Source organism: Sphingobium sp. Z007 (assembly GCF_900013425.1).
In the GTDB taxonomy this organism is placed as follows: domain Bacteria; phylum Pseudomonadota; class Alphaproteobacteria; order Sphingomonadales; family Sphingomonadaceae; genus Sphingobium.
Map to the genome: position 1 here is coordinate 848,112 of NZ_FBXK01000001.1, position 24,413 is coordinate 872,524.

Annotated in this window: 15 protein-coding genes and 6 pseudogenes; 16 read left to right on the forward strand and 5 right to left on the reverse strand. The window is 60.0% G+C overall.

Features of this window, described 5'->3' with window-relative positions; genetic code table 11:
• The first annotated feature begins 250 nt into the window (after positions 1-250).
• The 4 genes from CEQ44_RS03870 (at position 251) to CEQ44_RS03885 (ending at position 3,567) form a co-directional block, all read left to right on the forward strand.
• Positions 251-721 carry a DUF736 domain-containing protein gene (locus tag CEQ44_RS03870; RefSeq protein ID WP_088189812.1) on the forward strand — a complete coding sequence of 157 codons (471 nt, stop codon included), beginning with the start codon at positions 251-253 and terminating at the stop codon, positions 719-721.
• Between the two features lie 86 nt (positions 722-807).
• Positions 808-1,089 (forward strand): hypothetical protein, encoded by a 282-nt coding sequence (locus CEQ44_RS03875; protein ID WP_088189813.1) that lies wholly within the window; start codon positions 808-810, stop codon positions 1,087-1,089.
• 71 nt (positions 1,090-1,160) lie between these two features.
• The gene (locus CEQ44_RS03880; RefSeq protein WP_088189814.1) at positions 1,161-2,171 is read left to right on the forward strand and encodes a DUF2493 domain-containing protein; all 1,011 of its coding nucleotides are present in this window, start codon (positions 1,161-1,163) and stop codon (positions 2,169-2,171) included.
• Positions 2,172-2,586: 415 nt separating this feature from the next.
• Positions 2,587-3,567, forward strand: a complete 981-nt coding sequence (locus tag CEQ44_RS03885) for a DUF2493 domain-containing protein (RefSeq protein ID WP_088189815.1) — start codon at positions 2,587-2,589, stop codon at positions 3,565-3,567.
• Positions 3,568-4,026: 459 nt separating this feature from the next.
• Here the strand turns inward: CEQ44_RS03885 and CEQ44_RS03890 are convergent, their stop codons facing one another.
• Positions 4,027-4,254 (reverse strand): hypothetical protein, encoded by a 228-nt coding sequence (locus CEQ44_RS03890; RefSeq protein ID WP_254913875.1) that lies wholly within the window; start codon positions 4,252-4,254, stop codon positions 4,027-4,029.
• Positions 4,255-4,914: 660 nt separating this feature from the next.
• Between CEQ44_RS03890 and CEQ44_RS03895 the strand changes: the two genes are divergently transcribed.
• The 4 genes from CEQ44_RS03895 to mobF all read left to right on the forward strand — a co-directional run bounded on the left by CEQ44_RS03895 (position 4,915) and on the right by mobF (position 10,738).
• Positions 4,915-5,241, forward strand: coding sequence for a hypothetical protein (locus CEQ44_RS03895; protein WP_088189817.1), 327 nt, complete (start codon positions 4,915-4,917; stop codon positions 5,239-5,241).
• Between the two features lie 159 nt (positions 5,242-5,400).
• On the forward strand, positions 5,401-5,700 hold the full coding sequence (locus CEQ44_RS03900; protein ID WP_088189818.1) for a CopG family transcriptional regulator: 300 nt from the start codon (positions 5,401-5,403) through the stop codon (positions 5,698-5,700).
• On the forward strand, positions 5,697-7,787 hold the full coding sequence (locus CEQ44_RS03905) for a type IV secretion system DNA-binding domain-containing protein (RefSeq protein WP_088189819.1): 2,091 nt from the start codon (positions 5,697-5,699) through the stop codon (positions 7,785-7,787). The genes CEQ44_RS03900 and CEQ44_RS03905 overlap by 4 nt, the downstream gene beginning before the upstream one ends.
• Positions 7,784-10,738 (forward strand): MobF family relaxase, encoded by a 2,955-nt coding sequence (gene mobF / locus CEQ44_RS03910; RefSeq protein ID WP_088189820.1) that lies wholly within the window; start codon positions 7,784-7,786, stop codon positions 10,736-10,738. The genes CEQ44_RS03905 and mobF overlap by 4 nt, the downstream gene beginning before the upstream one ends.
• Before the next feature lie 1,308 nt (positions 10,739-12,046).
• On the opposite strand, the pseudogene CEQ44_RS03920 reads toward mobF, so the two are convergent.
• Both CEQ44_RS03920 and CEQ44_RS03925 read right to left on the reverse strand, forming a co-directional pair.
• Positions 12,047-13,040, reverse strand: a pseudogene (locus CEQ44_RS03920) (IS110 family transposase).
• 130 nt (positions 13,041-13,170) lie between these two features.
• Positions 13,171-13,992 carry an IS5 family transposase gene (locus CEQ44_RS03925; RefSeq protein WP_088189821.1) on the reverse strand — a complete coding sequence of 274 codons (822 nt, stop codon included), beginning with the start codon at positions 13,990-13,992 and terminating at the stop codon, positions 13,171-13,173.
• 276 nt (positions 13,993-14,268) lie between these two features.
• On the opposite strand from CEQ44_RS03925, the pseudogene CEQ44_RS03930 reads away from it, so the two are divergent.
• Positions 14,269-15,500, forward strand: a pseudogene (locus tag CEQ44_RS03930) (integrase).
• A 272-nt stretch (positions 15,501-15,772) separates the two neighbouring features.
• On the forward strand, positions 15,773-16,210 hold the full coding sequence (locus CEQ44_RS03935) for a pseudoazurin (protein ID WP_088189822.1): 438 nt from the start codon (positions 15,773-15,775) through the stop codon (positions 16,208-16,210).
• Positions 16,211-16,412: 202 nt separating this feature from the next.
• Here the strand turns inward: CEQ44_RS03935 and CEQ44_RS03940 are convergent, their stop codons facing one another.
• Complete coding sequence (locus CEQ44_RS03940; protein ID WP_176401102.1) at positions 16,413-16,847, reverse strand: IclR family transcriptional regulator C-terminal domain-containing protein; 435 nt, start codon at positions 16,845-16,847, stop codon at positions 16,413-16,415.
• Positions 16,848-16,979: 132 nt separating this feature from the next.
• Here CEQ44_RS03940 and CEQ44_RS03945 point away from each other — a divergent pair.
• The 5 genes and pseudogenes from CEQ44_RS03945 to CEQ44_RS24850 form a co-directional block, all read left to right on the forward strand.
• Positions 16,980-17,693, forward strand: a pseudogene (locus CEQ44_RS03945) (IS256 family transposase); the annotation flags it as partial.
• A gap of 99 nt (positions 17,694-17,792) precedes the next feature.
• Positions 17,793-18,122, forward strand: coding sequence for a transposase (locus CEQ44_RS03950; protein WP_088190912.1), 330 nt, complete (start codon positions 17,793-17,795; stop codon positions 18,120-18,122).
• Between the two features lie 78 nt (positions 18,123-18,200).
• Positions 18,201-18,509, forward strand: a pseudogene (gene tnpB, locus CEQ44_RS03955) (IS66 family insertion sequence element accessory protein TnpB); the annotation flags it as partial.
• Positions 18,510-18,560: 51 nt separating this feature from the next.
• Positions 18,561-19,895, forward strand: a pseudogene (locus tag CEQ44_RS24845) (IS66 family transposase); the annotation flags it as partial.
• Positions 19,896-21,545: 1,650 nt separating this feature from the next.
• Positions 21,546-22,046: pseudogene (locus CEQ44_RS24850) on the forward strand (2-oxoacid:acceptor oxidoreductase family protein); the annotation flags it as partial.
• A gap of 121 nt (positions 22,047-22,167) precedes the next feature.
• On the opposite strand, the gene CEQ44_RS03975 reads toward CEQ44_RS24850, so the two are convergent.
• A protein-coding gene (locus CEQ44_RS03975; protein WP_373444024.1) for an IS3 family transposase occupies positions 22,168-23,306 on the reverse strand; the annotation gives its coding sequence in 2 pieces (ribosomal slippage) (positions 22,168-23,037 and positions 23,040-23,306; 1,137 coding nt in all).
• A 125-nt stretch (positions 23,307-23,431) separates the two neighbouring features.
• Between CEQ44_RS03975 and CEQ44_RS03980 the strand changes: the two genes are divergently transcribed.
• Positions 23,432-24,226, forward strand: coding sequence for a DUF6537 domain-containing protein (locus CEQ44_RS03980; RefSeq protein ID WP_140419525.1), 795 nt, complete (start codon positions 23,432-23,434; stop codon positions 24,224-24,226).
• Positions 24,227-24,413 lie beyond the last annotated feature (187 nt).

The window sequence follows — 24,413 nt, forward strand, 5'->3', positions numbered from 1 at the left end:
GCGTCTCATCCACCCTCGCTGCCCCCGGCGGCCCTGCATTCGCGGCCCGTCTTGCCGGGGGTTTGCGCAGAATTGTGGGCCGGTCGCAGGGCTGCGGGTGGTGGAGGGGCGAGCGTCGCGCGGGAGGGATGGGGAGCGCTGTTCCTTCGACGGGCGGTGCGCGGGGCAAGGGCGGGACAGAGAGGAGAGAAGGGACGGGGAGGGTGTCGCCGGAAAATGGATTTCGAGCGACATTCGAAAGGTCAAGACGATGAACATCGGTGAAATCTTCAATCAGAACGGCCGCCTGACGGGCTCGATCGCCACCCGCACGATCGATCTCCCGCGCATTGGGCTGCGCAAGGTCATGAGCGAGAATGAGAAGGCTCCGGTCTACGAAATCCTGGCGCTCAACGTCGCGCGTCGCTGGGTTCAGGTCGGCGCATTGTGGGAGGCTGCGTCCAAGCGCACCGGCGAGGTCTTCCTTGCCGGCAATATCGACGATCCCAGCCTGCCTGAACCGCTGCCGATCGCGCTCTTCCCGGCCGATCATGGCGGCTACATGGTCGCATGGCGGCGCGACACCATGCGCTCCGACTTCGGGGGCAGCATGGGGACCAGCCGCACCAATTATGACGATCGCGGTTCGCGCGACGAAGGCGGCTTCGGCGACAGCACCGCAGGGGCTGACGGCGAGCTGGCCGGTGCAGGCGCGCCGTTTGGCGAGGAGGACCCGTTCTGATCACCCGTTGATCGGAACCCGTTCGGGGCCGGGGAGGCGTCAGGTTTCCCCGGCCCATTTCCTTTCTTCGCATGAGGAGACAGTCCATGCCGCTTCCTTCTTTTCATGACATCGCGCCGTTGTCCGATCTCTCGGCGCTCTGCGCCGCGATCATCGCCAGTCCCGCTATCCGGGATCTGCTGGCACCCCAAAACACGCTTGCGGTCCGCTCGCTGGAAATACCTGGCGGCGTTACATGCGGCGAGATCATCGCTGCTATCTATGACCTGCTCGAAGGCACGCCCTTTGCGCCCCATGCGGCGCAAATCGTCGATGCCGTCCTGACGCGCTCAACCGCTTTCGCCAGCGTACGGGCGAACATGCACTGATCGACATAATGGGGCGGGACGCTTTTGCGCGTTCGCGCCTCTTTTCCTTTTCCATGATGAGGAGAAGTCCCATGACCCACGACCATTCGCGGCGTATCAGCCACTTTGCAGACCTGCCGGCGCTGTTTGCGCAGATGACGGCGACACCGGAATTCAAGCGCGCCTTTGGCGACCCCATCCCGCTTTCGATCATCGCGCCGGGCGACGAGCCGGGCGAGCATGATATGCCCGAACCGCTCCACGCGCAGGCCGATTGCGCGGGTGTGATCGCCACCATCTTCGATCTTTTGACCGATACCCGCCTGGACGCGCTCGCGTCCGAGATCGCCTGGGGCATGGTCAACAGCTTCCACTTCGTCGCTGGCAAGCTTGAAAGACAGGAAGACATGCTGGCCAATGAGCTGCGCGACATGATCCGGCGGATCGAGCCTTCCGAGGTCTTCAACAGCGAACTGGAGGAGAAACAGCTCCTGTGCCAGTCGCTGACCGAACAGCGCGAGGCGGTCGAGTGTATGCGCGATTATGCCGCCGAAACTTTCCACGTGCTATCGGGTCGTCCCTGGTCGCCGGCGCGTGGATCGCGCGTCTCGAAGGCCGCTACCGCTACGCAGGTGTCGATACAGGATTTCCTGCGCGCCCGGGAACTGGCCGAACGCGAGCGGTATCGTCCCCGTGGACCGATCGTTATCGCCTCAGGCCATGCGGAATGGCATGACTGGCAATTGCTCTGGGATCGGCTCGACACGATCCTCGAACGTATCCCGCATATGACGCTGGTGACGACTGCGCAGCGCAAGGGCTTCGACGCGATCGTGGCCTCTTGGGCTGGCAATCGGGAGGTGCAACTTGTGATATATTCGCTGACGGGGTCGGGGCGCGGTGCGCCCTTCGCCCGCAATCGCAAGCTTGTGGACCTGAAACCCGTCGAAGCCTTGCTGGGTGAGGGATCGGGTATTCAGGCCAATCTTTATCAGGCCCTGCGCAAGGCCGGCGTTCCGATCCATGCCTTCCGCAAGGCCGATCAGGTTCCGGTCGAAAAGGTCGCTCCGCCCCAACGCAACCGACTTCGCCGCGCCGCCTGACATTACATCGCTCGCATTCCGTTCGGGGACAGCGCTACGCGCGCCGTCCCCGTTTTCATGGAACAGATGCTGACCCTGGCGATGAGGGCAAGCGTGGCTGGCGCTCTCCCGCAAGGGCAGCGCCTGGAGGCACCCATTTGCGAATCAGGGGCATCGAGCCCCAGATTCGCAACGCCTCTTCTCTCTCTCAAGAATTCCAAGGGTGGCACGGGACCGCGTCGGCCTCAAGGACGACGGGGCCCCACCATTTTTCGGGGCGGGTCAGGCATTGCGTCCAGCCTTCCACCCTTGTGGCCGCCCCAAAAAATCGTGACCCCCATCGCCGGCTGCGCCGGTCGCGTTCCGCGATCCTTGACCCCGCCGCTCGGAGCCCGTGCCCAAGGGGGAACCTCTTTCGCTTCAAAAGGAGGTTCTCATGACGAAGATCAACCACGCCGACCGCACGCCTTCCGACATTGCTACATTCATCACGCAGGAGACAGCGGCCACCACCGACGATTTCCATGCCGCCTTCGCGTCCGATCTAGATGGTGTCCGCATCGGACGAGGCGGTGAGGAGATGGCGACCGACATGCCCGATCCGAGGGAAGCCCAGCTCGCCGTCGAACTGATCGTCACGACACTTTTCGATGTCCTGCGAGACACGCGCTTGGAGCCCGCCGCGCAACGCCTGGCATGGGGTATCGTCAACAGCTTCCATCACGTTGCCGACCAGTGGGAGGGCCAGGCCGACAAGGCGACACGGCAGGTTCAGGACCTGCTGCGTCGCGCCGATGGCAGCGAAATCCACAGCGTCGAACTCGAGCAGGCACGCGACGAGCTCGAATATCTCGACGAAGCTACCGATGCGCTGCGGTGCATGCGCGACCATGCCGCCGACGTCTTTCACACCGAAACCGGGCGGCCATGGTCAGCGCCGAAGGGATCGCTGGTGTCGAGCAAGCGCACCGCGTCGGTGATTGCCGCCACCGATTTCCTCGCCGCCCGTCGCCAGCGCAAGACCGACGCGCACAATCCGCAAGGGCCCGTCGTGATCTTCTCAGGAGGAGCGGAATGCTGGTTCGACGACCGCCTCATCTGGGAGAAGCTCGATGAAGCCAAATCCCGAAATCCGATGATGGTGCTGGCGACGACCGCGCAGGACAAGGGGTGCGACGCCATGGCCGCAGTCTGGGCAGCGTCGCGCAAGGTGACGCTCATCACATTCCGCCTCAGCGCGAAGCTGGGCAAGCGGGCGGGGTTCGTACGCAACGAGCAGATGGTCGGATTACGTCCCGTCGAAGCGCTGGTGTGCGAAGGATCAGGATTGCAATCGCACCTTGCGCGACTGGTCAGGGAGAAGCGTATCCCGGCGCGGTTTGTCAGGCTCAGCGATCAGGAATGGGAGGCGCAATGAAGCCCCGAGAGGATCGGTCCGGTTTACCGGGCCGATCCTCATTTCTTTTTTCGAGCGCAGCACTCGCCCCCGCTCAGGGACCCGCGCGCGGGCCCGTCGCGGAGGCGATGCGGAACCGCCAGCGCGGTCCCGGCCTCCTGCGCGCGGCTTCGCCGTGCTCGTCGCAGGGACACCCTTCGGGTGCGGTTTGGGAGGGCGGGTCGTCGCGAAAATGTTCAGCGTGACCATCAGAGGAGGGAAGGGCCATAGCGGGGAATGCCTCCTATGGCTTTATCATCTGGAATGATCGGAGCAGGGGAAGTCTCGCCAATATCCGTCGATGTGCAGAACGGGGATGCTTCGTCCCTATCTGGTTTGCCCGGAAGACCGCATCGTCATCCTGTGCTCTGATACCGACAGGAATGGGCTTCTTATGCTCCACCCCTGCCGGTCATCTTCAGATTGCCGCTTCGCGGCGGGTCAGGTCACCGGCGGCAACTTTTTCAGGGCCGTCAGCGCTGCGCCGCCACCAACCCGGATCGCCTGCATCAGAAGCTCGCGAAACTCACGTTCCGTAAGCGTCTCTATCGGCAAGTCGTTCACCATGGCCGCATATTTGCCGCGCAGAGCGCGGCGAGCGGTTTCCAGATCTTCCGTCAGCTTGCGCTGACGTGTTTCGAGATCGGCAAGCCGATCCCTTTCGGTCATCTTTGGCATTTCCATCGTCCTTCCGCGATGGGCTGCCCGTCACACGCAACTGTGCCATATCGACGGGCCAAAGCAAGAGCGGCTCGCCGCTTCCTGCGGAATTGGCGGGGTGTACGGCGCGCCGACGGGACGGCGATGCTGGCATGCGAAGCCTGTCGTTAAATCCCCTGATGACGGTAATCACGCTATCGGGACCGGGCCTTATATCCGGCCTCCTTTTTTAGATTCTGGGAGAAAAAGCTCATGAGTTCTACCCTCAAACCACCCCGATATCGGCCCCCGAAAATCAGCAGAAAGGTTGCCCCGCGCCTACCGGCACGAGGCAGCGCAGCGCGAGCGCGCTGCGTAAGGCGGGACGCACGGCGCAAGGCCGTTTTGTAATGGACCCTACGCACGGGTGCTGCGGCCACATTATACCCTGAAAACATTAAGATAAGTCTGTATTACATGTCTCACGGCGATCCGGCGCGCTGTCGTACGCGGAACACAGGGTTCACACGGGGCCACATATCGTATTGAAACGACTTCGGGAATTTTGTGATACGCGTCGTACACCATTGCGGATTCCAGAATGCTGTGTCGCCGGAACCATCGGGGCGACGCCCGTTGAATCCTGGCCGAATTCATGGTCTTTTTTGTCGCGGCAGAAAGGACAGCACCATGACGGAATTGAACGAGGACTATATCAGCGACCTCCGCCAGGCGGTGGTCAAGGCCATCTGCGAAGTGTCGGCGCAAAGGCAACACGCCCCGGAAGCGGGCAAGGGGGATACCCTCTATATCGGCTCAGCCGAAGTCTGTCAGATGCTCACGATTTTGCTGGCCGAGTTTCTGGAGGGCGTCCCTGGTCTCGATACGCCTAGTGAGGTGCGGCGCATGTCGGAGGTCGTGGCCAAGAAGATCAGACTGGGGATCGGCGAAATCCGTCGACACCGCGGGGAGACAGGCGGAACGCCGCCGCCTTCCATCATCATCAGAGGCAACTGACAGAGTCCGCTCAGCCTGTTTTCCTGTCGGCACTTATTCTCAACGCTAAATCTCTGGATCAACCTGGTGATAGGGCGGCTTGCACCAACATTGCCGTTCCGGTAATATGTGTTCGCTTCATGATATTTTCGAAGGTCTCCGGATAAGGAGACCCTTCGCTTGCCCAAGCTTAATTTTCGCCTCGATGAATCGCTGCATGCCGCCTTGATGCGCCGTGCGCTCGGTGCGAACCTGTCCTTATCGGGGTTCATCCGTCAGCTACTTGAGCAGGCGGTCGATGAGCGCAAACGCTATGTCTTCTCCTCCCAGGATGAGATCCTCGCCACCTCGATCCAGATCCTGTCAATCGTCGCGACGTCCGTCGGCGAGCAATCTCCCAGCGCGCTCGAGCAGGGCATGGCGCAGGCCCGAATGATCCTTGCCGAACGCGGACTGCTTGGCAGGGAGGATGTCCCATGAGCATCTTTCGCAACGACACACTGGGCTCCTGGACGCGCGGCGGACAGGCGATCGTCCACAATGTCCGCATGACGACCCAGGTCTTTTACCAGACCATATTGGCCGGTTGCATCATCTGGATCATCGGCACGCTCTGGTATGCGTTCGAGAAGTCGACCGAATATGAGCGGTTCGTTCTGATCAAATTGGCTGAGGCCACGATCAAGGTGGATGCGGCCGCCGGGACCAATGATCCGGTGCAGTTTCGCACCCCCGACGGCCAGGCCTACTGGACCTCGGCGGACTGGCTGGTTGCCTCCACCCTTGCGAAAAAGACCCTGCATGCATTTGAAGTCTATCTGCTGCATGGCGCACTGCTCTCTGGCCTGTTCACCCTTGTTATGCTTGCCTGGGCCTGGTTCTACTTCACCCGGACGGGTAGGGGCCTGGGCTCCAACGAATATCTGCGAGGGGCAAGGTTCGGCACGATCCGCCAGGTGAAACGCGCGCTATGGCGACAGACCAAGGGACCTCTGGTGATCGGCAATGTGCCGGTGCCTGAGGCCTATGAGCCTGAGCATATCCTGCTGTGCGGTGCGCCTGGCACGGGCAAGACAAACCTCATCGTCGGCATGCTCGACGGCATCCGCAAATCGGGTCGGCGCGCCATCGTCTATGATACCGCCGGTACCTTCGTCGAGAAATTCTATCGGCAGGGCACTGACATGTTGCTCAACCCGCTCGACCAGCGCGCGGCGCGCTGGTCGCCCTGGGTCGATGTGCCACGCGATTATCATTATGATCAGATCGCGGAATCGACCATTCCCGACAAGCATGGCGATCCCTTCTGGGCGAAGGCGGCGCGGGGGACGCTGGTTGCAGTCATGCGCAAGCTGGCGCGCCAGAAACATACCTATGTCTCGGTCCTCCTCGACCGTCTGCTGCGCTCGAAACTGAAAGACCTTGCCGCCTTCGTGACCGGCACCGATGCCGCCGCCTTCATCAGCACCGAAGGCGAAAGGACATCCGCCGGCATCCAGGCCGAACTTGCATCGGTCATGCGCAGTTTTGGTTATCTCGATGATACCGAGGACGGCTTCTCGATCCGCGACTGGGTGGATAAGGGCGCAGACGGGAGCTGGCTCTTCATCACCGTGAAGGCCGACCAGCTTCCCTCGCTACGCCCGCTTATCACCGTCTGGCTCGACATCGCAATCAGCGCCATCATGAGCCTGACGCCCGATCGCGACCGACGGCTTTATTGCGTGATCGACGAACTGCCGACGCTGCATAAGCTGCCGTCGCTCTCGGACTTTCTCGCCCGTGCCCGCAAATATGGCGGCTGCGGCATATTGGGTTTCCAGTCTTATCCCCAGCTCAAGGCGACCTACGGCAAGGACGATGCGGCTGCGATCACTGGCTATTGCTCGACTTGGGTGGCGCTGCGCGCGAACGACACCGATACCGCCGAGCATGTCTCGATCAACCTCGGTCAGGCAGAACAGGTCGAGGCCAATGAGGGCATGTCCTATGGCGTCAACGATATGCGCGACGGTGTCAATTTGTCGCGCATGCAGGTGACGCGGCCACTGGTCATGTCGACCGAGGTCACCAACCTGCCCAACCTGGTGGGCTTCCTGCGCTTTGGCCGCAATTTGCCCGTGGTGCGGTTCGATAGCCGGTTCAACGAGGCACCCTCTTTGGGACCAGCCTTTCTCGAACGCACGACACCCCCCATTCAGATCGACAAGGCCGGGATGCTCGTTCGCATCGCCCACGCCGAAGCGCGTGTTCGTGAAGCGATGGAGCGGGAAGCCACGCAGTCATCTCCGCCAGCGACACATGGCGAGATCAAGCCAGCGAAGCCTTCGACATCTTCAGAACCCGCCCCGACGCCACCACCCCAGCCGGATCTGTTTACGCCTCCATCGCCGAACATCGACCCGCAGCGTGTGGAAGATATATTGCTCAATAACGAGAATGCCGAGCTTCCCGCGCCCGCGCGCACCCTTTGGACGATCCTTGCTGGCAGGCAGGGAGAAATCCGGTCCGATCTTGTCCAGCATGGCCGCGATGACGGACCGCGTGAGCGGGCGAGGCCAGCATGATTCAGCCGCAACGCCTCCATGGCACACCAGCCAATATCGCCCGCTACTACACGGTTGGCGATTACTACACCAAGGGCGGCAATGAACCGTCTGCATGGGGTGGGCAGCTTGCAGCCGATCTCGGCATCTTCGGCGCTGTTGATCCGAAGCTGCTGCGCGACCTTCTTGCTGGAAAAGTCGGCGATCAACAACTCGGGCGGCACCGCGCGGATGGCGAAATTCAGCATCACCCCGGTTGGGATTTTGCGGTCAATGCGCCAAAGTCGGTTTCGATCATGGGGCTGGTGGCAGGTGACGAACGCGTGCTCGCCGCCCATGAGCGCGCGGTGACCGCGGCTATCTCCTATCTGGAAGAGCAGGCGCAGTTGCGCCGCCGTGATGAAGGGAAGATCGTCCACGAAACAACGGGCCGGATCCTGGTTGCTCGTTTCACCGAGCATGGCAGCCGGGAACTCGATCCACATCTGCATACGCATCTCGTCGTGCTCAACATGACGAACCACGAGAATGGCGATCCCATGGCAAGCCTGGAAAGCCGGGTCATGTATGGCGAACAGCGCGTGGCCGGGCAGATCTATCGCAACGCGCTGGCCTTCGGTTTGCGCGAAGCGGGCTATGAAATCGATACTGATCCGCGTTCCGGATTGTTCGAGATACAAGGCGTGCCGAAGGACCTGATCGACCAATTCTCGCAGCGCGCCGAAGCGATCGAGGATCATGCGCGCGAGCATGGTCTGGTGGGCCAGAAAGCCCAGCGCGCTTCTTTCTATGCCACCCGCAAGGCGAAGGTGAAGGTCGGCGAGGCCGAACTCAGCGCGCAATGGCATCAGCGGACAGGCAAGCGTCTCGAAACGCTGCAGGAGGTTGCTGCGCTGGCGCGGGGTCGGGAAGGGGAGCATCCGGCGCCCACGGAACGCGATGCGTCGCGTGCGGCTCTTTTCGGCTTGCGGCAACTGGAGACATCCGAGGCGGTCAACAATTTAGGCGATATATTGCGCACTGGTCTTGCTGCCTATGTCGGTGAAGTCCGGCTCGACCATATCCGTCCCCGGATCGCAGCGCATGAGGTCCTGCGCAAATTGCTGCCGACCCATGCGCAGACCGGTGACAGGTTGTTGACCCGTGGCCGCACCAGCCGGAAGTCCTGGCGCCTGGAACTGGCATTGACTCAGCATATCGCGCTGGGTCTCAATGACGCGCGTCCAATCGCCACCAGCGATCGCTTGCTGGCCGTGCTCGACGGGACGTTGCTCAACACGCAGCAGCAGCGCGCACTTGTCGAGACGGCGCTGACGCGGGATCGGGTCACGGCGATTCACGGTGTTGCCGGTTCTGGAAAATCGACGCTGGTGAGAGTTCTCGCTGAGGCTGCCGAGCCGGGAACGGCATTGATTGCATTAGCACCCACATCATCGGCCGCTGCGGAACTGGGAAGCAAGGCGAACATCATGTCCCATACTGTCGCCAGCTTCGTCGCGCGCGGCGGGCAGGGGATCACGGACCGCCATGTGCTGGTTCTCGATGAAGCAGGGCAGCTCAGCAACCGCCAAGCCCAGCGGATGCTCGAGATCAGCAGGACGACCGGGGCACGGCTGCTTTTCCTCGGAGACGAGAAACAGACCGGGGCTATCGAGCAGGGCAAACCCTTCTGGTTGATGCGGAGGCTGGGCTTGCCGACGGTCGAGTTGACGCAAGCTGTGCGGCAGGAAACGAAATCGATCAAGGCGGCCGTTACTGCCGCGCGGACGGGGAACTTTGCCGAGGCATTGGCGAAGCTCGATAGCGTCAGCATCGTTGACGACAATGAAAAGATGGCGGAGCAGGTCGTCAATGCCTGGATACGGCTCAAGCCGGACTCGCGGGCCGGGACCAATATCCTTGTTCTCGACAATGCGACCCGGCTGATCGTCAACAGTAAGATTCGCGAAGCGCTGAAAAACGAGAATGGGCTGGCCGCCGAGGATAGTAGGTTTTCCATCCTGGCCCCAGCGGGCTCGACCGATATCCAGAAGCATATGGCCCGCTTCTACGGGGCAGGACAGGTGGTGCGTTTCGAGCGGGACATTGCAGACCTCGGTATCGCACGGCACGCCGACTATCGGGTCGCTGGACTAGGCCGGGAGGCCAATGGGCGCCAGGTTGTGCGTTTTGTCGACGATCAGGGGCGCGTCATACGCTGGGATCCGCAGACGACGAAGGCCCGCCACATCAATGTGTTCAATCCTGAAGAACGGGATATTGCGGAGGGTGACCGTATGCAGTGGCGGCTCGTCAATCGCGAACTCGGGCTACGCAATGCGGAGCGCGGCACCGCAGAAAAACTTGATGGGCCGGTAGCGACGATCCGCTGGGATCGAGATGGGCGCGTGCAGCAGGTTAATCTGTCGGAACACCGGACCTGGGATCATGGTTATGCAGAGACGGTCTATTCCGCCCAGTCCAAAACCTATCCGCGCGTTTTCGTGCTGGCGCCGGTCGAATCGCCGCTGGTCAACGCCCAGAATTTCTACACTGCCATTACCCGCGCGGCATTCGGTGCCAGGCTATGGACCAACAACGTCAAGGAACTGATTGGCAAGCTCGAGCGCCAATCAGGAGAGAAGACGTCTTCGTCGGAAGGGTTGGGCCGGTTAAAGACTGACCGCGTAGATGCCTTCTCGAAACGCCGGGAAGGCCATCTGGAAAATTTGAGGGCCGAGCAGGAGCGAGACCGAAACGAGCGGCGCGATCGGGCGCTCGAGCGACAACTCCACTATCGTGACCGCTCACCCCGTGGCGCGGCTGAGCATCTTGCCGACGGTGCCCGGAACATCGCGCGGGTGCTCGACAGGTTTCTCGCAGGCATTCTCGACCATGCGCGCGCCGAATGGACAGCGCCGAAAACCGGCATCGACCGGGAAAGCGAATCTCCTGCGCATCGACCCGAACCCTCCCATGGCCCCGAACGATAAGGTAACTGCCTATGCTTCGCTGTAAGTTTGCCGTTCAGCTGACCCAGGGAAAGCGCTTCGCAGGCGCTGTCCCACCTCTGCATGGGTTTGAATTCCGTACGTCGCGCCTGACCGGAAGGTGTAGAGTTTCCTTCAGACGCATTGGATGGACCGGGCCTGACAGCTGGACTTCTTTCGCTCGTAGCGCCGCCGCCGAGATCAGTTCGGGGAGAGCGCTCTATGCATTTCTGAAAGGTGGCCCAGTTGCGGCGCTGTCACTTTACAGTGATCCGACCAATACGATCACTACGCCTGGAACCGCTATCAGGAGGGTCGGATGAGGTCATACGGCATCCCCAGGCTGCTATGCACTGCCGTCATCACTATGGCATTGTACACCGCCCCCACACTTTCGAAGTCTTCTGACGAGGGGGACTTGCGGATCTCCGCCTGTATTCGGCGAGCCTCGCTTGGTCAGCCCTGGCTCGAGAAAACGCTTTGGGGATTGCGCGATCAGGAAGCGGGCTGGATCGGCGCTGAGGTTCGTAACATCAATGGCTCTTACGATCTTGGTCCCTTGCAGATCAACAGTTGGTGGATACCTCGCATCGCTGCGCTTGTTGGGCGTGCACCTGTTCAGGTTCGACATTGGCTGCGGTTTGATCCCTGCTTCAACGCGGAGGCTGCAAGGTGGATATTCTTATCTGCCCTGCGCTCGAACGGCAATTACTGGAAGGCGATTGGCGTCTATCACAGCCCGACGACGTGGCGGCAGAGACGCTATCGTAGTTCGGTAGCTCAGCATATGCGGACGAGATACGGAGATGCTGTCTTTCGCCCGTGAGTGACCTTGATTTGCCAGACCGAGTGCACAGAGTGTTTCGTGAGTAGCATGTGCTTTCACCCGCAGCTGGCGCAGCGGAGTCGATCCCCAAGTCGCTGTGTGGATGAACCATGCTACGTGGCGCTGCTAAGATAATGCGCCTCACGTCGCGTTGAAATCACTCGCCTTTTATAAAATTATCTAGATACTATGATGGCTTAGAGTCTTCTCTGATTGGGGCCCTTTGGGTCAAGCTGCTTCCTCGATTACGTGATCGTTCCCATGGATCACTCGCTTCTCTCCGCGGTCGGCGCAAGGCCCCCGCATATTGGGGTCATGGAGAGCAAGGCGTCTCAATCTGTTTCGCGACCTTCAGCTGGGCTGATGTTCCGGACTCTAAGCGAGATCGTCTTGCCCTTCGTCCCCATGGGAACGACGCTACCCGTCTTCTCAGGCAGGATCTTGTTCGGGCCTCCTCATGCTATCTGGCCTGCTGGAACCTTCCCCTAGCGAAACTCGGTCTGATCGCTGCACATGCGATGCAGAATCACCGCGAGCTTGCGGGCGACAGCGACGCGGGCCTTTGCCATCCCCCGCCGCTTGGCAATGCCCATGCCCCAGGCCTTGAGCGCCGACCATTTCTTGCATCGGGTCAGTAACGTATGGGCCGCCTCGTAAAGCAATGTGCGCGCGAGTTCGTCTCCGCACCGGCTGACGCGTCCCTGCATATCTGTTTCACCCGATTGATATCGCCTTGGAGTCAGGCCCAGATGGGCGCCGACATCGCGAGATCGTCGGAAGCGTTCAGGTCGATCCACGGTCGCGCGAAAGGCGACGTCAGCGGCCCCACGCCGGGCACAGTCATCAACTGTCGGCAGATCGGTTCAACTCGAACGGCCTCAAGAACACGGCGTGTCAGTCGTTCAAGTTGACAGTGCATGGCGGCGATGATGGCCAGTAAGGGTTCTGTAATATCCGCCAGCGAAGGGTCGGTTTCAGCGAGTTCGCGCACCCGCGTGGCGAACAGCTTGCGCCCTGGAGTTCCAACTTTTAGCCCACTTTCGCGTAGTACAGCACGCACCGCATTCTCCATGTCCCGCACTTTACAGAGCACCGTCCGGCACGCCACAAGTAAAGAGCGAGACATCCGTGACGGGGCACTCTTGACGTGAACCTGCCGATACCAGCCCGTGCGGATAATTTGCGCTAATCCCCGCGCGTCATTGCGGTCAGTCTTGTTCGGCATTGCTCCCATGGCCGCTTTTGCCTATCGTATTTCAATGCACAACACCGGCAAGCCGGACCGAGCCATGCCCTGGTGAAGCCACGCCGATTGCGAACAGGCCTCCAGTCCGATCCGCACCATCGGCAAAGCAACGCCGCTATCAAGCTTTCAGGATCGCTGGGCGCGCGTAGCTCGCGTACGATCGCGCCCGTCTCATCGACAATACAGATGGCCGTCTCTTCCAACGAAACATCCAATCCGGCATAGTAGTTCACGGTTGCTTCTCCTCATGGTTGTGGCCGCTCGATACGGACCACGTTCTACCATTTGCGAGGAGCAGCCACATCTCCGACTCGGTGACGAGCCCCAATCACCCCATCTGATTCATAATTATCCTTCGTGATTTCATATCCTTGCGATGCGCCGTGCGAAGAGCTGGATTGAGGCAATGAACAGCCATGCGGTTGCAGAAGCGATGGTTTGCTCGAAGTCCTTGGCGAGGCGGCGGTTTCGATTGAGCCAAGCCAGTGTGCGTTCTACGACCCAACGGCGCGGGAGAACCACGAAGCCTTTTGCGGCATCGGATCGCTTGATGATTTCGATGGTCCATTTTCCGATCCGGCGCAGCGCGTCCTTGAGCTTGTCACCGGCATAGCCGCCATCGGCGAAGACGTGCCGCAGCCACGGGAAGCGCTTGATGATCTCAGCCAGCACCAGCGGAGCGCCATCACGATCCTGGATGTCGGCGGTGTGGACAACGGCATGGACGAGATTGCCGTCGGTGTCGGTCAGGATGTGGCGTTTGCGGCCCTTGGTCTTCTTGCCCGCGTCATAACCCCGTGGCCCGCCACTTTCCGTGGTTTTGACGCTCTGGCTGTCGATCACCCCGGCGCTGGGCGAGGCCTCGCGGCCTGCCGCTTCGCGCCCGATCAACAGAAGGGCATGGTTCAATGACAACCACAGCCTGTTGTCCCGCCAAAGGTAGAACCAGCGTCGCACCGTCGAGACCGGCGGAAAACACGGAGGAAGCATCCGCCACGGCAGACCCCCGCGCAGCAGATACAGGATCGCCTCGACAATCCGCCTGAGCGGCCACTTGCGCGGACGCCCCACAAACGATGCTGGCGGGAAAAACGGTTCCAAGAGCGCCCATTCGTCATCGGTCAAATCGCTTGGCAAAGCCAAGTCCGCACGGGCATACTGCGCCCGAGTGGTGTCGGTCCACATCGTTGATCTCCGGAAGTTTTCGCAAAAACCCCTGAATCAATGACTTGGGATAGCGTCAAGCTAACCCGCTGATACCACTCAACTTAATTTCGGATCAGGCTCTTATAAAAAATATTTTAGCTCGCACACCAAATAATAAAACAACATTTATGACTATAAATAATTCAATTATTTACAATATTATTTGCTTCTTACTCTGTAAGAATACTTGATAATTGCAGTTATCATATGTTCATATTTGACCTCTCTTTATAAGGTGCGCTACACATTGCGCCGATGGATCACCCCGCGCACCTCGACGACAACGTCTTGATCGCGGCGAAAACGGCGGTAGCTCCTATGGCGGCGGCCGACGATCTCTCCTGGGCGGTGGTGAAGATGCACGCGGTCGAGCGCATCGTCGTCAACGAGCCGCTGATCGCCGCCTACCAAGCGGCGTCGTCGCCCCACAGCATCCGCGCGCTCAAGTCCGACCTCAAGGCGTTCGACTTCTGGTGCCGCCGCCACAATCGCATATCGCTTCCGGCAACCTCGGAGACCGTGGCGGACTATCTTGATGCACGCGCGGAAAAGGGCAGCAAGCCAGCCTCGCTCGGCCGCTACAAGGCGTCGATCGCCAAGATCCACCTGTTACTCGAACTCAAGGATCCAACGCCGGCCTCGCTGGTGAAGTTGCGGCTGCAGGCGATCCGTCGGCGGCTTGGCACAGTACAGAAGCAGGCGCGGCCCCTCCGGTTCAAGGGCCCGGTGCGCAACGTCGAGCGTGACGAGCCCCGTGGATTGAATTTGCGGGCGCTGCTCGAAAGCTGCGCGGAAGATTCCCGGGCCTGCGCGATCGCGCGCTGTTGTCGGCCGGCTATGACACCGGGCTGCGCGCCTCGGAGCTGGTCGCGATCGCGGTCGAGCACATTATCGAGGCGATCGATCCGGATGCGCGGCTGCTCAGCATAGCGCGCAGCAAGGGTGATCAGGACGGGGAGGGGGCAACCGCCTATCTCAGCCCACGTACCGTTCGGGCGATCGCCGCCTGGCTGGAGGCGGCCGGCATTGCCGCGGGGCCGGTGTTTCGGCGTGTGAACGTGCGACGCTACAAGGCCAAGGCAGCGGTGCGGGGCCGGTCGATCGACAGCATTTCTGGGCGCGAGAGCTGGGATCTGCGCAAGACGCTGCCCAAGAAAGCGGTGCCAGCGCGGGTCGAATATGATGTGGGGGAGGGGGCGCTGCATCCGGCGTCGGTCGGGCCGATCTATCGCGCGATGATCCAACGGGCATTCGACGCTGGCGCGTTGTCAGACCTGACGATGGACGATTTGGCAAAGTTGCTCAAAGGGATCAGCGCGCATTCGACGCGGGTCGGGCTCAACCAGGACCTGTTCACGAGCGGTGAGGATCTCGCCGGTATCATGGATGCTTTGCGCTGGAAGTCGCCGCGAATGCCGCTCGCGTACAATCGCAATTTGGCGGCTGAATCCGGGGCGGCCGGTCGCCTGTTGCGCGTTCTCGAATGATCTTGGCCGATCAATGTGCACGTCGTCGTCGTGCTCGAAATGCGGCGACTTTTTTTGAACGCCATTGAATGAACGCTCAAATGACCGCATAACATGGCCCTAACATGGTATGTTCGGTCATAATAGTGGACTTTGCAAGATGTATGAGTTTTCGGCAGCGAAAGAAGATCGTGGAGAGTCTTGTCATAGCTACCCAATTATCCGTCTCAGATAGACTAAAATCAGCCATATCTTTTATTTCATCGAAATTGGCATCTCAGAAAGGAAATACTATGTTTCGTTTTTTATTTACAGCTGTAACCGTGTTCTTCTGTATTCCCGCAACTGTTTGTGCAAAAGACATTATTATCGAAATGAAAAATAATGGCATAGATGGCGTTATGGTGTTTGAGCCCTCCTATATCAAGGCACGGCCTGGCGACCGGATTATTTTCAAGCCTACTGATAAAGGGCACAATGCAGAGACCATTCCAGCATTCTATCCAAAGGGTGCAACGCCATTAAGGGGCGCGATTAACAAGGAAATCGTGTTCACTACCAAACTCCAAGGCCTTTATGGCATCAGATGCCTGCCCCACTTTGGAATGGGCATGATTGCATTAATACAGATTGGGTCGGTTAAGTCGGCGGATGTAGATGCCGCTAAGGCTGTCAAATTGCCGCCTCTTGCTAAAAAGAGGATGATTGCGGCAATTGCAAGGATCAGGTAGGCGTTCAGCGCGCAGAACAATTCGATGTCCGGCCATCGTTAGCGATCAGCCAAGAACCCCTCCCGGTGGTCATTGCGTCGCAGCTGAAACTTTAAATAATGCTAGCGGCGCTTCCGCAAATGTCTCAGGTGAAAATAGCAATGAATTTTCGAGATAGAAATTTGCCATTGGTGGGGTAGGAGTGCGTAATAGCCGAATCTGATTATCGACTATCGGGAAAAAGCTTATCCTCAATCTGGAGCCGCGCTTGCAGTAAGAAGGGAATTCGTTCCAGGAGCGCGGTTAGTGTTGGCAGGGGATCTATGATACTGACTGAGATCGCAGCATGAGCCTTCCCTATCCGATCGACAATCGGAACAGCTAAGCACATTAGGTGCGGCGATGTTTCCTCGATTTCGGCCGCCCAGCCCCGCTCACGAGCTTGAGCTAGTTGTTCCCTAATATCTCGTGGTTCTATAATGGTGGCGGAGGTGAGCCGAATGAATGGCGCACTTGTGAGATAAGCGTTCTGCTCGGATGGCTCGAGGTGCGCCAGCAACATCTTGCCGATCGCGGTGCAATAGGCCTCGAGTTGGATATTTTCTGCTGAATGTATGTCGCCTCGACCGTAACGTTGTTTTACGAGATAGGTAACCATGTCGCCATCTAGGACGGCAAGATGCGCATGCGCTCTCGCAGCGCGGGCTAGACTCATGAGGGGACGGCGCCCTACGGGACTGTCAGGATTTCCGTGTGTGACCGGGCATAATGGGCAACAAGGAGTCCCACTATGTCACGACGTAAAGAACCCGTTATTCCCAATGCGCTTCTCGACCAGCTTTTGGCCGGAGGCGCTGCCAGTGCCGCATTTGAACAAGGTGGCTTGCTGGATTCGCTGAAGAAGGCGCTCACGGAGCGCGCGTTAAACGCGGAGATGGATCACCATCTTGCGACAGGGGAAGGCGTCGGCAACACGCGCAACGGCTATGGCCGGAAGACCGTAATGACCGAGACCGGCAAGCTGGAGATTGATGTCCCGCGCGACCGCCAGTGCAGCTTCGACCCGCAGCTGATAGCCAAGTATCAGCGCCGCTTTCCCGGCTTCGATGAGAAGATTGTTTCGATGTATGCGCGGGGCATGAGCACCCGGGAGATTGCCGGGCATCTGCAGGATCTGTACGGCATCGATGTGTCGCCCGATCTCATCAGCACGGTGACGGACGCGGTGCTCGATGAAGTCGCCGTCTGGCAGCAACGCCCGCTCGATGCGATCTATCCGCTGGTCTTTTTCGATGCGATCCGGGTAAAAATCCGAGACGAAGGCATGGTCCGCAATAAAGCGATCCATATCGCCCTTGGCGTCCGCGCCGATGGCGCCAAGGAAGTGCTCGGGCTGTGGCTTGAGCAAAACGAGGGTGCCAAGTTCTGGCTGCGGGTCATGAACGAGCTGCGCAACCGTGGCACAGAGGATATCCTGCTCGCTGTCGTCGATGGCCTCAAAGGCGTATCGCTCCGGTGAGGGCCGCCTTGCGGTGATCGGCTGATATTTCGAGATGGCACCGGTGCAAGCGCTGGTGTTTGCACCGGTACTAGGGACGGTGCGATGAGTCAGATCACGGTAATTTCAGGCCCGGAGCGGCGGCGGGTGTGGACCGACCAGCAGAAGCGTGAGTTGGTCGCGGCTGTTTCGGCGCCCGGCGCGAACGTGGCGGAGATTGCCCGCCGTGCTGATCTTCGGCCGAACCAGATCTACAGATGGCGGCGGCAGATGGATCAGGCAGCGCAGGGCTTTGCAGAGGTGCAGGTGCAGCCCGATCCAGTGCCGGTGATCGGATCGGCGATCATCGTGGAGTTCGAGCGGGCGATCGTACGCATCCCCGCTGGCGCATCGCCTGGGTTGGTGTCGGCAGTGTTGCGGTCGGTCAAGCCGTGATCCCAGTTCCCTCCGGCGTCCGGATATGGATCGCGACCGGGCATACCGATATGAGGAACTATGCGCTGACCATGATTATGCGGAGCTCCACATAAGCGCAAGGGTTTTGACGGCCTTGCCGTGATGACGCAGCAGGTCCTGGAGCAAAGCCCGCATTCCGGCGCGCTATTCGCCTTTCGCGGCAAGCGCGGCGATCTGGTGAAGCTGCTCTGGTATGACGGCCAGGGCATGTGCCTGTTCTCCAAGCGGATGGACCGAGGGCGCTTTGTGTGGCCGTCGACCAAGACGGGGTCGGTGGTGATGACGGCGGCCCAGCTTTCAATGCTATTGGAAGGCATCGACTGGCGGCGACCGGAACGCACTTTCACCCCTTCATTGGCGGGGTAAAACGCCCATTTTCTGGCACTTTTATTAGCATTGCGACCGCCGATCTGCTATATAATCGCGGTGTCGGACGCAGGCCTTTTCACTCCTGACAAAGATGCTCGGATCGCCGAGCTTGAAGCTGCATTGGCCGCCGCCCATGCCGATATTTCCGCCCGCGATATCCTGATTGATACGCTGCGCGTGCAGATCGCACGCCTCAAGCGGATGCAGTTCGGCAAGTCGTCCGAGAAGCTCGATACCCAGATCGCTCAGCTTGAGCTGGCGCTCGAAGAACTTGAAGGCGAGGCCATCGCCGCCGCCGCACGTCGAGGCGATCCGGCCGTCGATCGGCCGTCGCCGGTTCGAGCGCTGCCCGCCCATCTGCCGCGCGAGGAACAGCGGATCGAGCCTGAGCAGGGTAACTGCACCTGTCCCGACTGCGGCGGCGAGCTGCGGCCGCTGGGACAAGATAGCGATGAGATGCTCGATGCTGTGCCTGTGCAGTGGCGTGTCGTTCGGACCATCCGCCCCAAGTATAGCTGCCGGTCCTGCGAGAAGATCGTGCAGGCGCCCGCGCCGGTAAAGGCGATAGCGCGGGGCAAGGCGACCTTCGGCACGCTGGCCCATGTCGTCGTCTCCAAGTTCGACCATCATCTGCCGCTTTACCGTCAGGCCGAGATCATGGCCGCCCAAGGCATCGAGATCGACCGCTCGACGCTGGCAGGGTGGGTCGGGCAAGCATCTGTCCTGCTCGATCCGATCATCAGCCGCATCCGGGAGGTTGGGCTGACCGCTTCAAAGATCCACACCGACGATACGCCGGTGCCTATGCTCGATCCAGGACGTGGCAAGACGGCGACTGGCAGGCTCTGGACCTATGCCGTCGATGATCGCGGCTCTGGTGCGACCTCGCCGCCGTTGGTCTGGTATGAGTTCACCACCGACCGCACCGGCGCGCATCCCCAACGACAGCTAGCCAACTTCACCGGCTATCTCCAGGCCGATGGCTATGCCGGATACGACAAGCTCTACGACACCAACCGCGTCACCGAGGTCGCCTGCTGGGCGCATTTTCGTCGCAAGATCTTCGACATCCACGCCACCAAGCCGACACCGCTCACCACTGATCTGCTGGAACGCATCGGCCAACTCTATGAGATCGAGGCAGAGGTTCGCGGCCATCAGCCCGATATCCGACGACGAAGCCGGCAGGAACGCACCAAGCCATTGATCGACGAACTGCACGAGGCGCTCGACGATGCCCTGCGCCGTCTTTCGCCCAAGTCGGAGATGGCCAAGGCGATCGCTTATGGCCGCAAGCGCTGGATCGCGCTCACGCGCTTCCTCGACGATGGCCGACTGGAGATTGACAATAACATAGCCGAGCGCGCCATGCGCTGCGTGGCAACGACCGATTCATACTACACCTCCTCTTCAAATGTCCGGAAACAGGGACTTTTGGTTTTCCATTTTGATGCGACACGGGCCTCTGTGACGCGGGAACTGGGTCACTTCGTCCTTTTCCAGGTCCGTGGCTCGGATTTGGTGCGGCGCATCGGGTACAACTTGGTCGGTAGGGAGCACGCCCTCCTTGATCAGTCGACGGACCCGATGGGCAGTAACCCCAAGCTTTTTGGCGGCTTCGGTCAGCGTGAGCCACTCTCCATTCTTTTCGGCGGATCGGTAGCCGTGGATTTTGTGGACAGTGCGCAGCGAGCCGACACGGCGCGCTGTCCAGGTCATGCCTTGTCCGGTTTGCATTCCCATCCGGTTGAGAGTGGCGGCAATGTCTGCATCGGACCACCGGGTGGCCATGGATCGAATGATGGCAAGGGCGGCTTCGGGCGTACTCTGGCCATGTTCGCCGGCCCTGGGTTTGCGAATGCGCAGCTGGGAGTGCTGGCCACCTTTCCAGTGGATCGTCAAAATGACTTCACGTTGCTCTTCATCGACGTCAGCGATAATATCAGTCACGAGGGCGCGAAGGAGCTGCTGACGACAACGCATGTCAACGGTAGGCGCGCGCCAAGCGCTCTCCAGGTCGGTGGCAATGCCAGCAAAATCGGGTGTCGGCGCGGTCAGATCGATTTGTCGCGCTTGGGCCAAACCCGCTTCACAGGCTTCCACACGCCTGAGCGCTGCTTCCCAGCTATTCTCGAGTTGGGCAGCGATCAGGCGGTTATCAGGGTCGCAGGCAGCATAGCGACGTTCAGCGAGAGATGCCTCGTATCGGGCTTGCTGCAAGTCCAGCTCCACCATGCGGTGCCGTTCTTCCAGATTATCCCGATGCGCCCGATCAGCTTCCATTGCGGCCTCGATCGCCATCGGCGTCACGGCTCTCAATATCTCTTTGCCTATGGCAGGGTCGATGCGAGATGCGCCAAAAGTCATGCATCGTGGCTTGGCCAGCATCTGGTTGATACGTTCGCAGCGGTAATAGGGATGACCCGGAGGCCGGCCCGAATAGACAACGCCCAACCGATCGATGGCCCGATCAGTGTCGTGCAGATCACGCACGAACTGCGTGGCGAAGCAATCGACACCATCGCCGTCGTTTCAAGTGCGCCGGAAAAATTCAACATATCCGACTTCGCACCGGGCACCACGCTCCATCACCGCGATGAGCTTGATTTGGTGCAGCGGCGTTTTCGTGAAAAGAGCGGCGTATCCGTCATCGTCTACGAACAGACTTGTGCGACGGAACTCCGCCGGCGGCGGGGCAAGAAGCTGGCTGTCGATCCGGCGCGACGCGTGATCATCAACGACCGCGTCTGTGAGGGCTGCGGTGATTGTTCGGTGCAGTCGAACTGTCTTTCGGTTCAACCGCTCGAAACCGAGTTCGGGCGCAAGCGGACAATCGACCAATCGGCCTGCAACAAGGACTTTTCGTGCGTCAAGGGCTTCTGTCCGTCATTCGTAACAGTCGAAGGCGGGGAACGCGCCAGACCAGCAGGCATCGACTATGAGAATGCCCTTTTCGACAGTCTGCCCGAGCCTGCCGTGCGCGGGACCGAAAAATCGTTCGGCGTGATGGTTACCGGCATCGGGGGAACCGGCGTGGTCACCATCTCAAACCTCATCGGCGCGGCAGCGCAGGCGGAGGGAAAATCGGTTCAGGCACTTGACCTCACCGGTCTCGCACAGAAGTTCGGCGCAGTGTATTGTCATCTCAAAGTCGCCGACAACGCTGATCAGTTGCGCGCAACCCGACTTTCGGTGGGCCAGTGTGACCTGTTGATCGGCGCCGACCTTGTGACAGCAGCGTCCGACGAGTCGCTCTCGCGTCTGCGTTCCGGTGCCACCGTTGCGGTCGTCAATGATCATGCCACTGTCACCGGTGCTTTCACACGGGACCGTGACTTCACTGTGCCGGTTTTCGCGCAACGTGCCGCAATCGAACGATTCTGCGGTGCTGGACGGGTTACCTTCATAGAGGCGACCGAACTAGCCGAACAACTGACAGGCAACACAATCGGTGCCAACATAATGCTGTTAGGCTTCACCTGCCAAATGGGCTGGCTTCCAGTTGGGCATGGAGAGGTGGCCGGGTTTGTCTGAACAGGGATCGGCAACGGATAAGTGGATCGTCTGCCGGTTGTTTCGTCGAATTGCCGATATGGGCCGTCATTCCGGTCGGGCTACGCCCTCCCTGCATGACGGCCCATATCGGCGGCCAAATTCATGCTGCCAGCATCAGCGGCAGGTTGTCAAAGTAGGTTTGATCCGGCGTCTTCGCGGCCAGGCTCGAATGCGGCCTGCGGCTATTGTAAAAGTTCAGATACCGACCGATCGAGCCCCGTGCTTCGCTGACCGCGCCATAGGCGTGCAGGTACACCTCCTCATATTTTACTGAACGCCACAGACGCTCGACGATGACGTTGTCGCGCCAGGCGCCTCTGCCGTCCATGCTGATGGCAATTTCCTCCCGGAGCAGCACGCTGGTGAAGGCCATGCTGGTGAACTGGCTGCCCTGGTCGGTGTTGAAAATCTCTGGCTTGCCATAGCGGGCCAGCGCTTCTTCCAGAGCCTCGACACAAAAGTCGGCCTCCATCGTGATCGACACCCGCCAGGCCAGCACCTTGCGGCTGAACCAGTCAACGATGGCAACGAGATAGACGAAGCCCTTGGCCATCGGGATGTAGCTGATATCGGTTGCCCAGACATGGTTGGGCCGCACGATCGCCAGTTTGCGCAGCAAATAGGGGTAGATCTTGTGCCCCGGCGCAGGCTTCGAGGTGTTCGGGCGGCGGTAGATCGCCTCGATCGCCATCTTCTTCATCAGCGTTGTAACGTGCAGACGCCCGACCTTGATGCCCTCCTGCAACAGCAGATCGCGGAGCATCCGGCTGCCCGCAAACGGAAACTCCATGTGCAGCTCGTCGATCCGGCGCACGGTGCCCAAGTCGGCGACCGACACCGGCTTGGGCAGGTAATAGACGCTGCCCCGGCTCATCCCCAACTCCCGTGCCTGCCGCGTCAGCGGCAGCGCGTGCGAGCGGTCGATCATCGCTTTGCGCTCGGCAACAGTCCCGCCTTCCCGAGCGCGCCGGCCAAAAAATCGTTCACAAGCGTCAACTCGCCAATCTTGGCGTGCAGCGTCTTTACATCGATCGCTGGTTCCGCCGCTTCGCTGGCGCCTTCCACGCCGAAAACACCCGCAGCCCCTTCCAACAACTGCGTCCGCCATGTCGTGATCTGGTTCGCGTGAACGTCGAACTGCTGCGACAACTCCGCCAGCGTCTTCTCGCCCTTCACGGCAGCCAATGCCACCTTCGCCTTGAAGGCCGGGCTGTGGTTCCGGCGTGGTCTTCTGCTCATCTGCTCTCCTGTCATGCAGCCCCTGTGGCCGCTGTCAGGCAGAATATCCACTTATCCCCATGTGCAGTTTTGCCAGGCCACCTCTTGGATCGCTCGAGCAGGCCATCGAGTCCAACGGTGTCGCCGTGCCCGCCAATCTCCAGGCGTTCGCACTGGGACGCATGTTGGCTCACGATCCGGCCGCGGTCACGAAGTTGGCTGAGGCCGGCAAGCCGCGTCGCGATAGTTTGGCAATGTCAGAAACGGTCGATGAACTTGTCGAGCGGAGGCGAGTCGATCTTGTGGCCTATCAGGGCGAAGCCTTGGCGGCTCGCTTCCTGTCACTAGTAGAATCGGCACGGCAGGCCGAGAAATTAATTGCGCCTTTGTCGTCCAGCTTGACCGAGGCAGTCGCGCGCAATTTTTACAAACTGCTCGCCTATAAGGACGAATATGAGGTGGCCAGGCTGTTCAGCGACGGAACCTTCCTCGATACGCTAAAGCAAGGGTTCAGCGGTGACTACACGCTCCGCTTCCATATGGCGCCGCCAATCTTTTCGAAACTTGATCCGGCGACCAGTCGCCCCAAAAAGCGCGAATTCAAGCCATGGATGCTGTACGGGCTGCGCTTTTTGTCTAAGTTCAACGGCCTGCGCGGTACTGTTTTAGATCCGTTCGGTTACAGCGAAGAGCGCCGTGCTGAGCGTGCGTTAATCGAACGATATGAAATGTTCATGCGTGACATACTCGGTCAGTTGTCAGTCGTGAAATTCGATCATGCTCTCGCTCTGGCGCGCTGGCCACAAATGATCCGGGGGTATGGCCCGGTGAAGACCGAACGTATGATCAAAGCAGACTTAGCGTTGCCCTCGCTACGGGCAGCTTTTGACGCCAATCCAAGTGATTATACGAGCCATCCCCCTAAAGTTGCGACCGCATAAGCGCAGCGCAACTCTTCAACGCCAAGATCTCGGGTGGGCATTCGCTGGGCAGCACCCTTTATCACGCGAAGGGTGGCAGCGGTCGGGCCATGGCCGACATGCCGCTGGTCATAGCGGGATTATGCACTCGTACGGCGCGCAAATGGCGACGATAAGTCGTGCGCCGCTTGCTCCCTAGACGGTAAAG

Coding starts and splice junctions, on each gene's coding strand:
- CEQ44_RS03870 (WP_088189812.1), top strand. CDS start 251: ATGAACATCGGTGAAATCTTCAATCAGAACGGCCGCCTGACGGGCTCG.
- CEQ44_RS03875 (WP_088189813.1), top strand. CDS start 808: ATGCCGCTTCCTTCTTTTCATGACATCGCGCCGTTGTCCGATCTCTCG.
- CEQ44_RS03880 (WP_088189814.1), top strand. CDS start 1,161: ATGACCCACGACCATTCGCGGCGTATCAGCCACTTTGCAGACCTGCCG.
- CEQ44_RS03885 (WP_088189815.1), top strand. CDS start 2,587: ATGACGAAGATCAACCACGCCGACCGCACGCCTTCCGACATTGCTACA.
- CEQ44_RS03890 (WP_254913875.1), bottom strand. CDS start 4,254: ATGACCGAAAGGGATCGGCTTGCCGATCTCGAAACACGTCAGCGCAAG.
- CEQ44_RS03895 (WP_088189817.1), top strand. CDS start 4,915: ATGACGGAATTGAACGAGGACTATATCAGCGACCTCCGCCAGGCGGTG.
- CEQ44_RS03905 (WP_088189819.1), top strand. CDS start 5,697: ATGAGCATCTTTCGCAACGACACACTGGGCTCCTGGACGCGCGGCGGA.
- mobF (WP_088189820.1), top strand. CDS start 7,784: ATGATTCAGCCGCAACGCCTCCATGGCACACCAGCCAATATCGCCCGC.
- CEQ44_RS03925 (WP_088189821.1), bottom strand. CDS start 13,992: ATGTGGACCGACACCACTCGGGCGCAGTATGCCCGTGCGGACTTGGCT.
- CEQ44_RS03935 (WP_088189822.1), top strand. CDS start 15,773: ATGTTTCGTTTTTTATTTACAGCTGTAACCGTGTTCTTCTGTATTCCC.
- CEQ44_RS03940 (WP_176401102.1), bottom strand. CDS start 16,847: ATGGTTACCTATCTCGTAAAACAACGTTACGGTCGAGGCGACATACAT.
- CEQ44_RS03950 (WP_088190912.1), top strand. CDS start 17,793: ATGAGTCAGATCACGGTAATTTCAGGCCCGGAGCGGCGGCGGGTGTGG.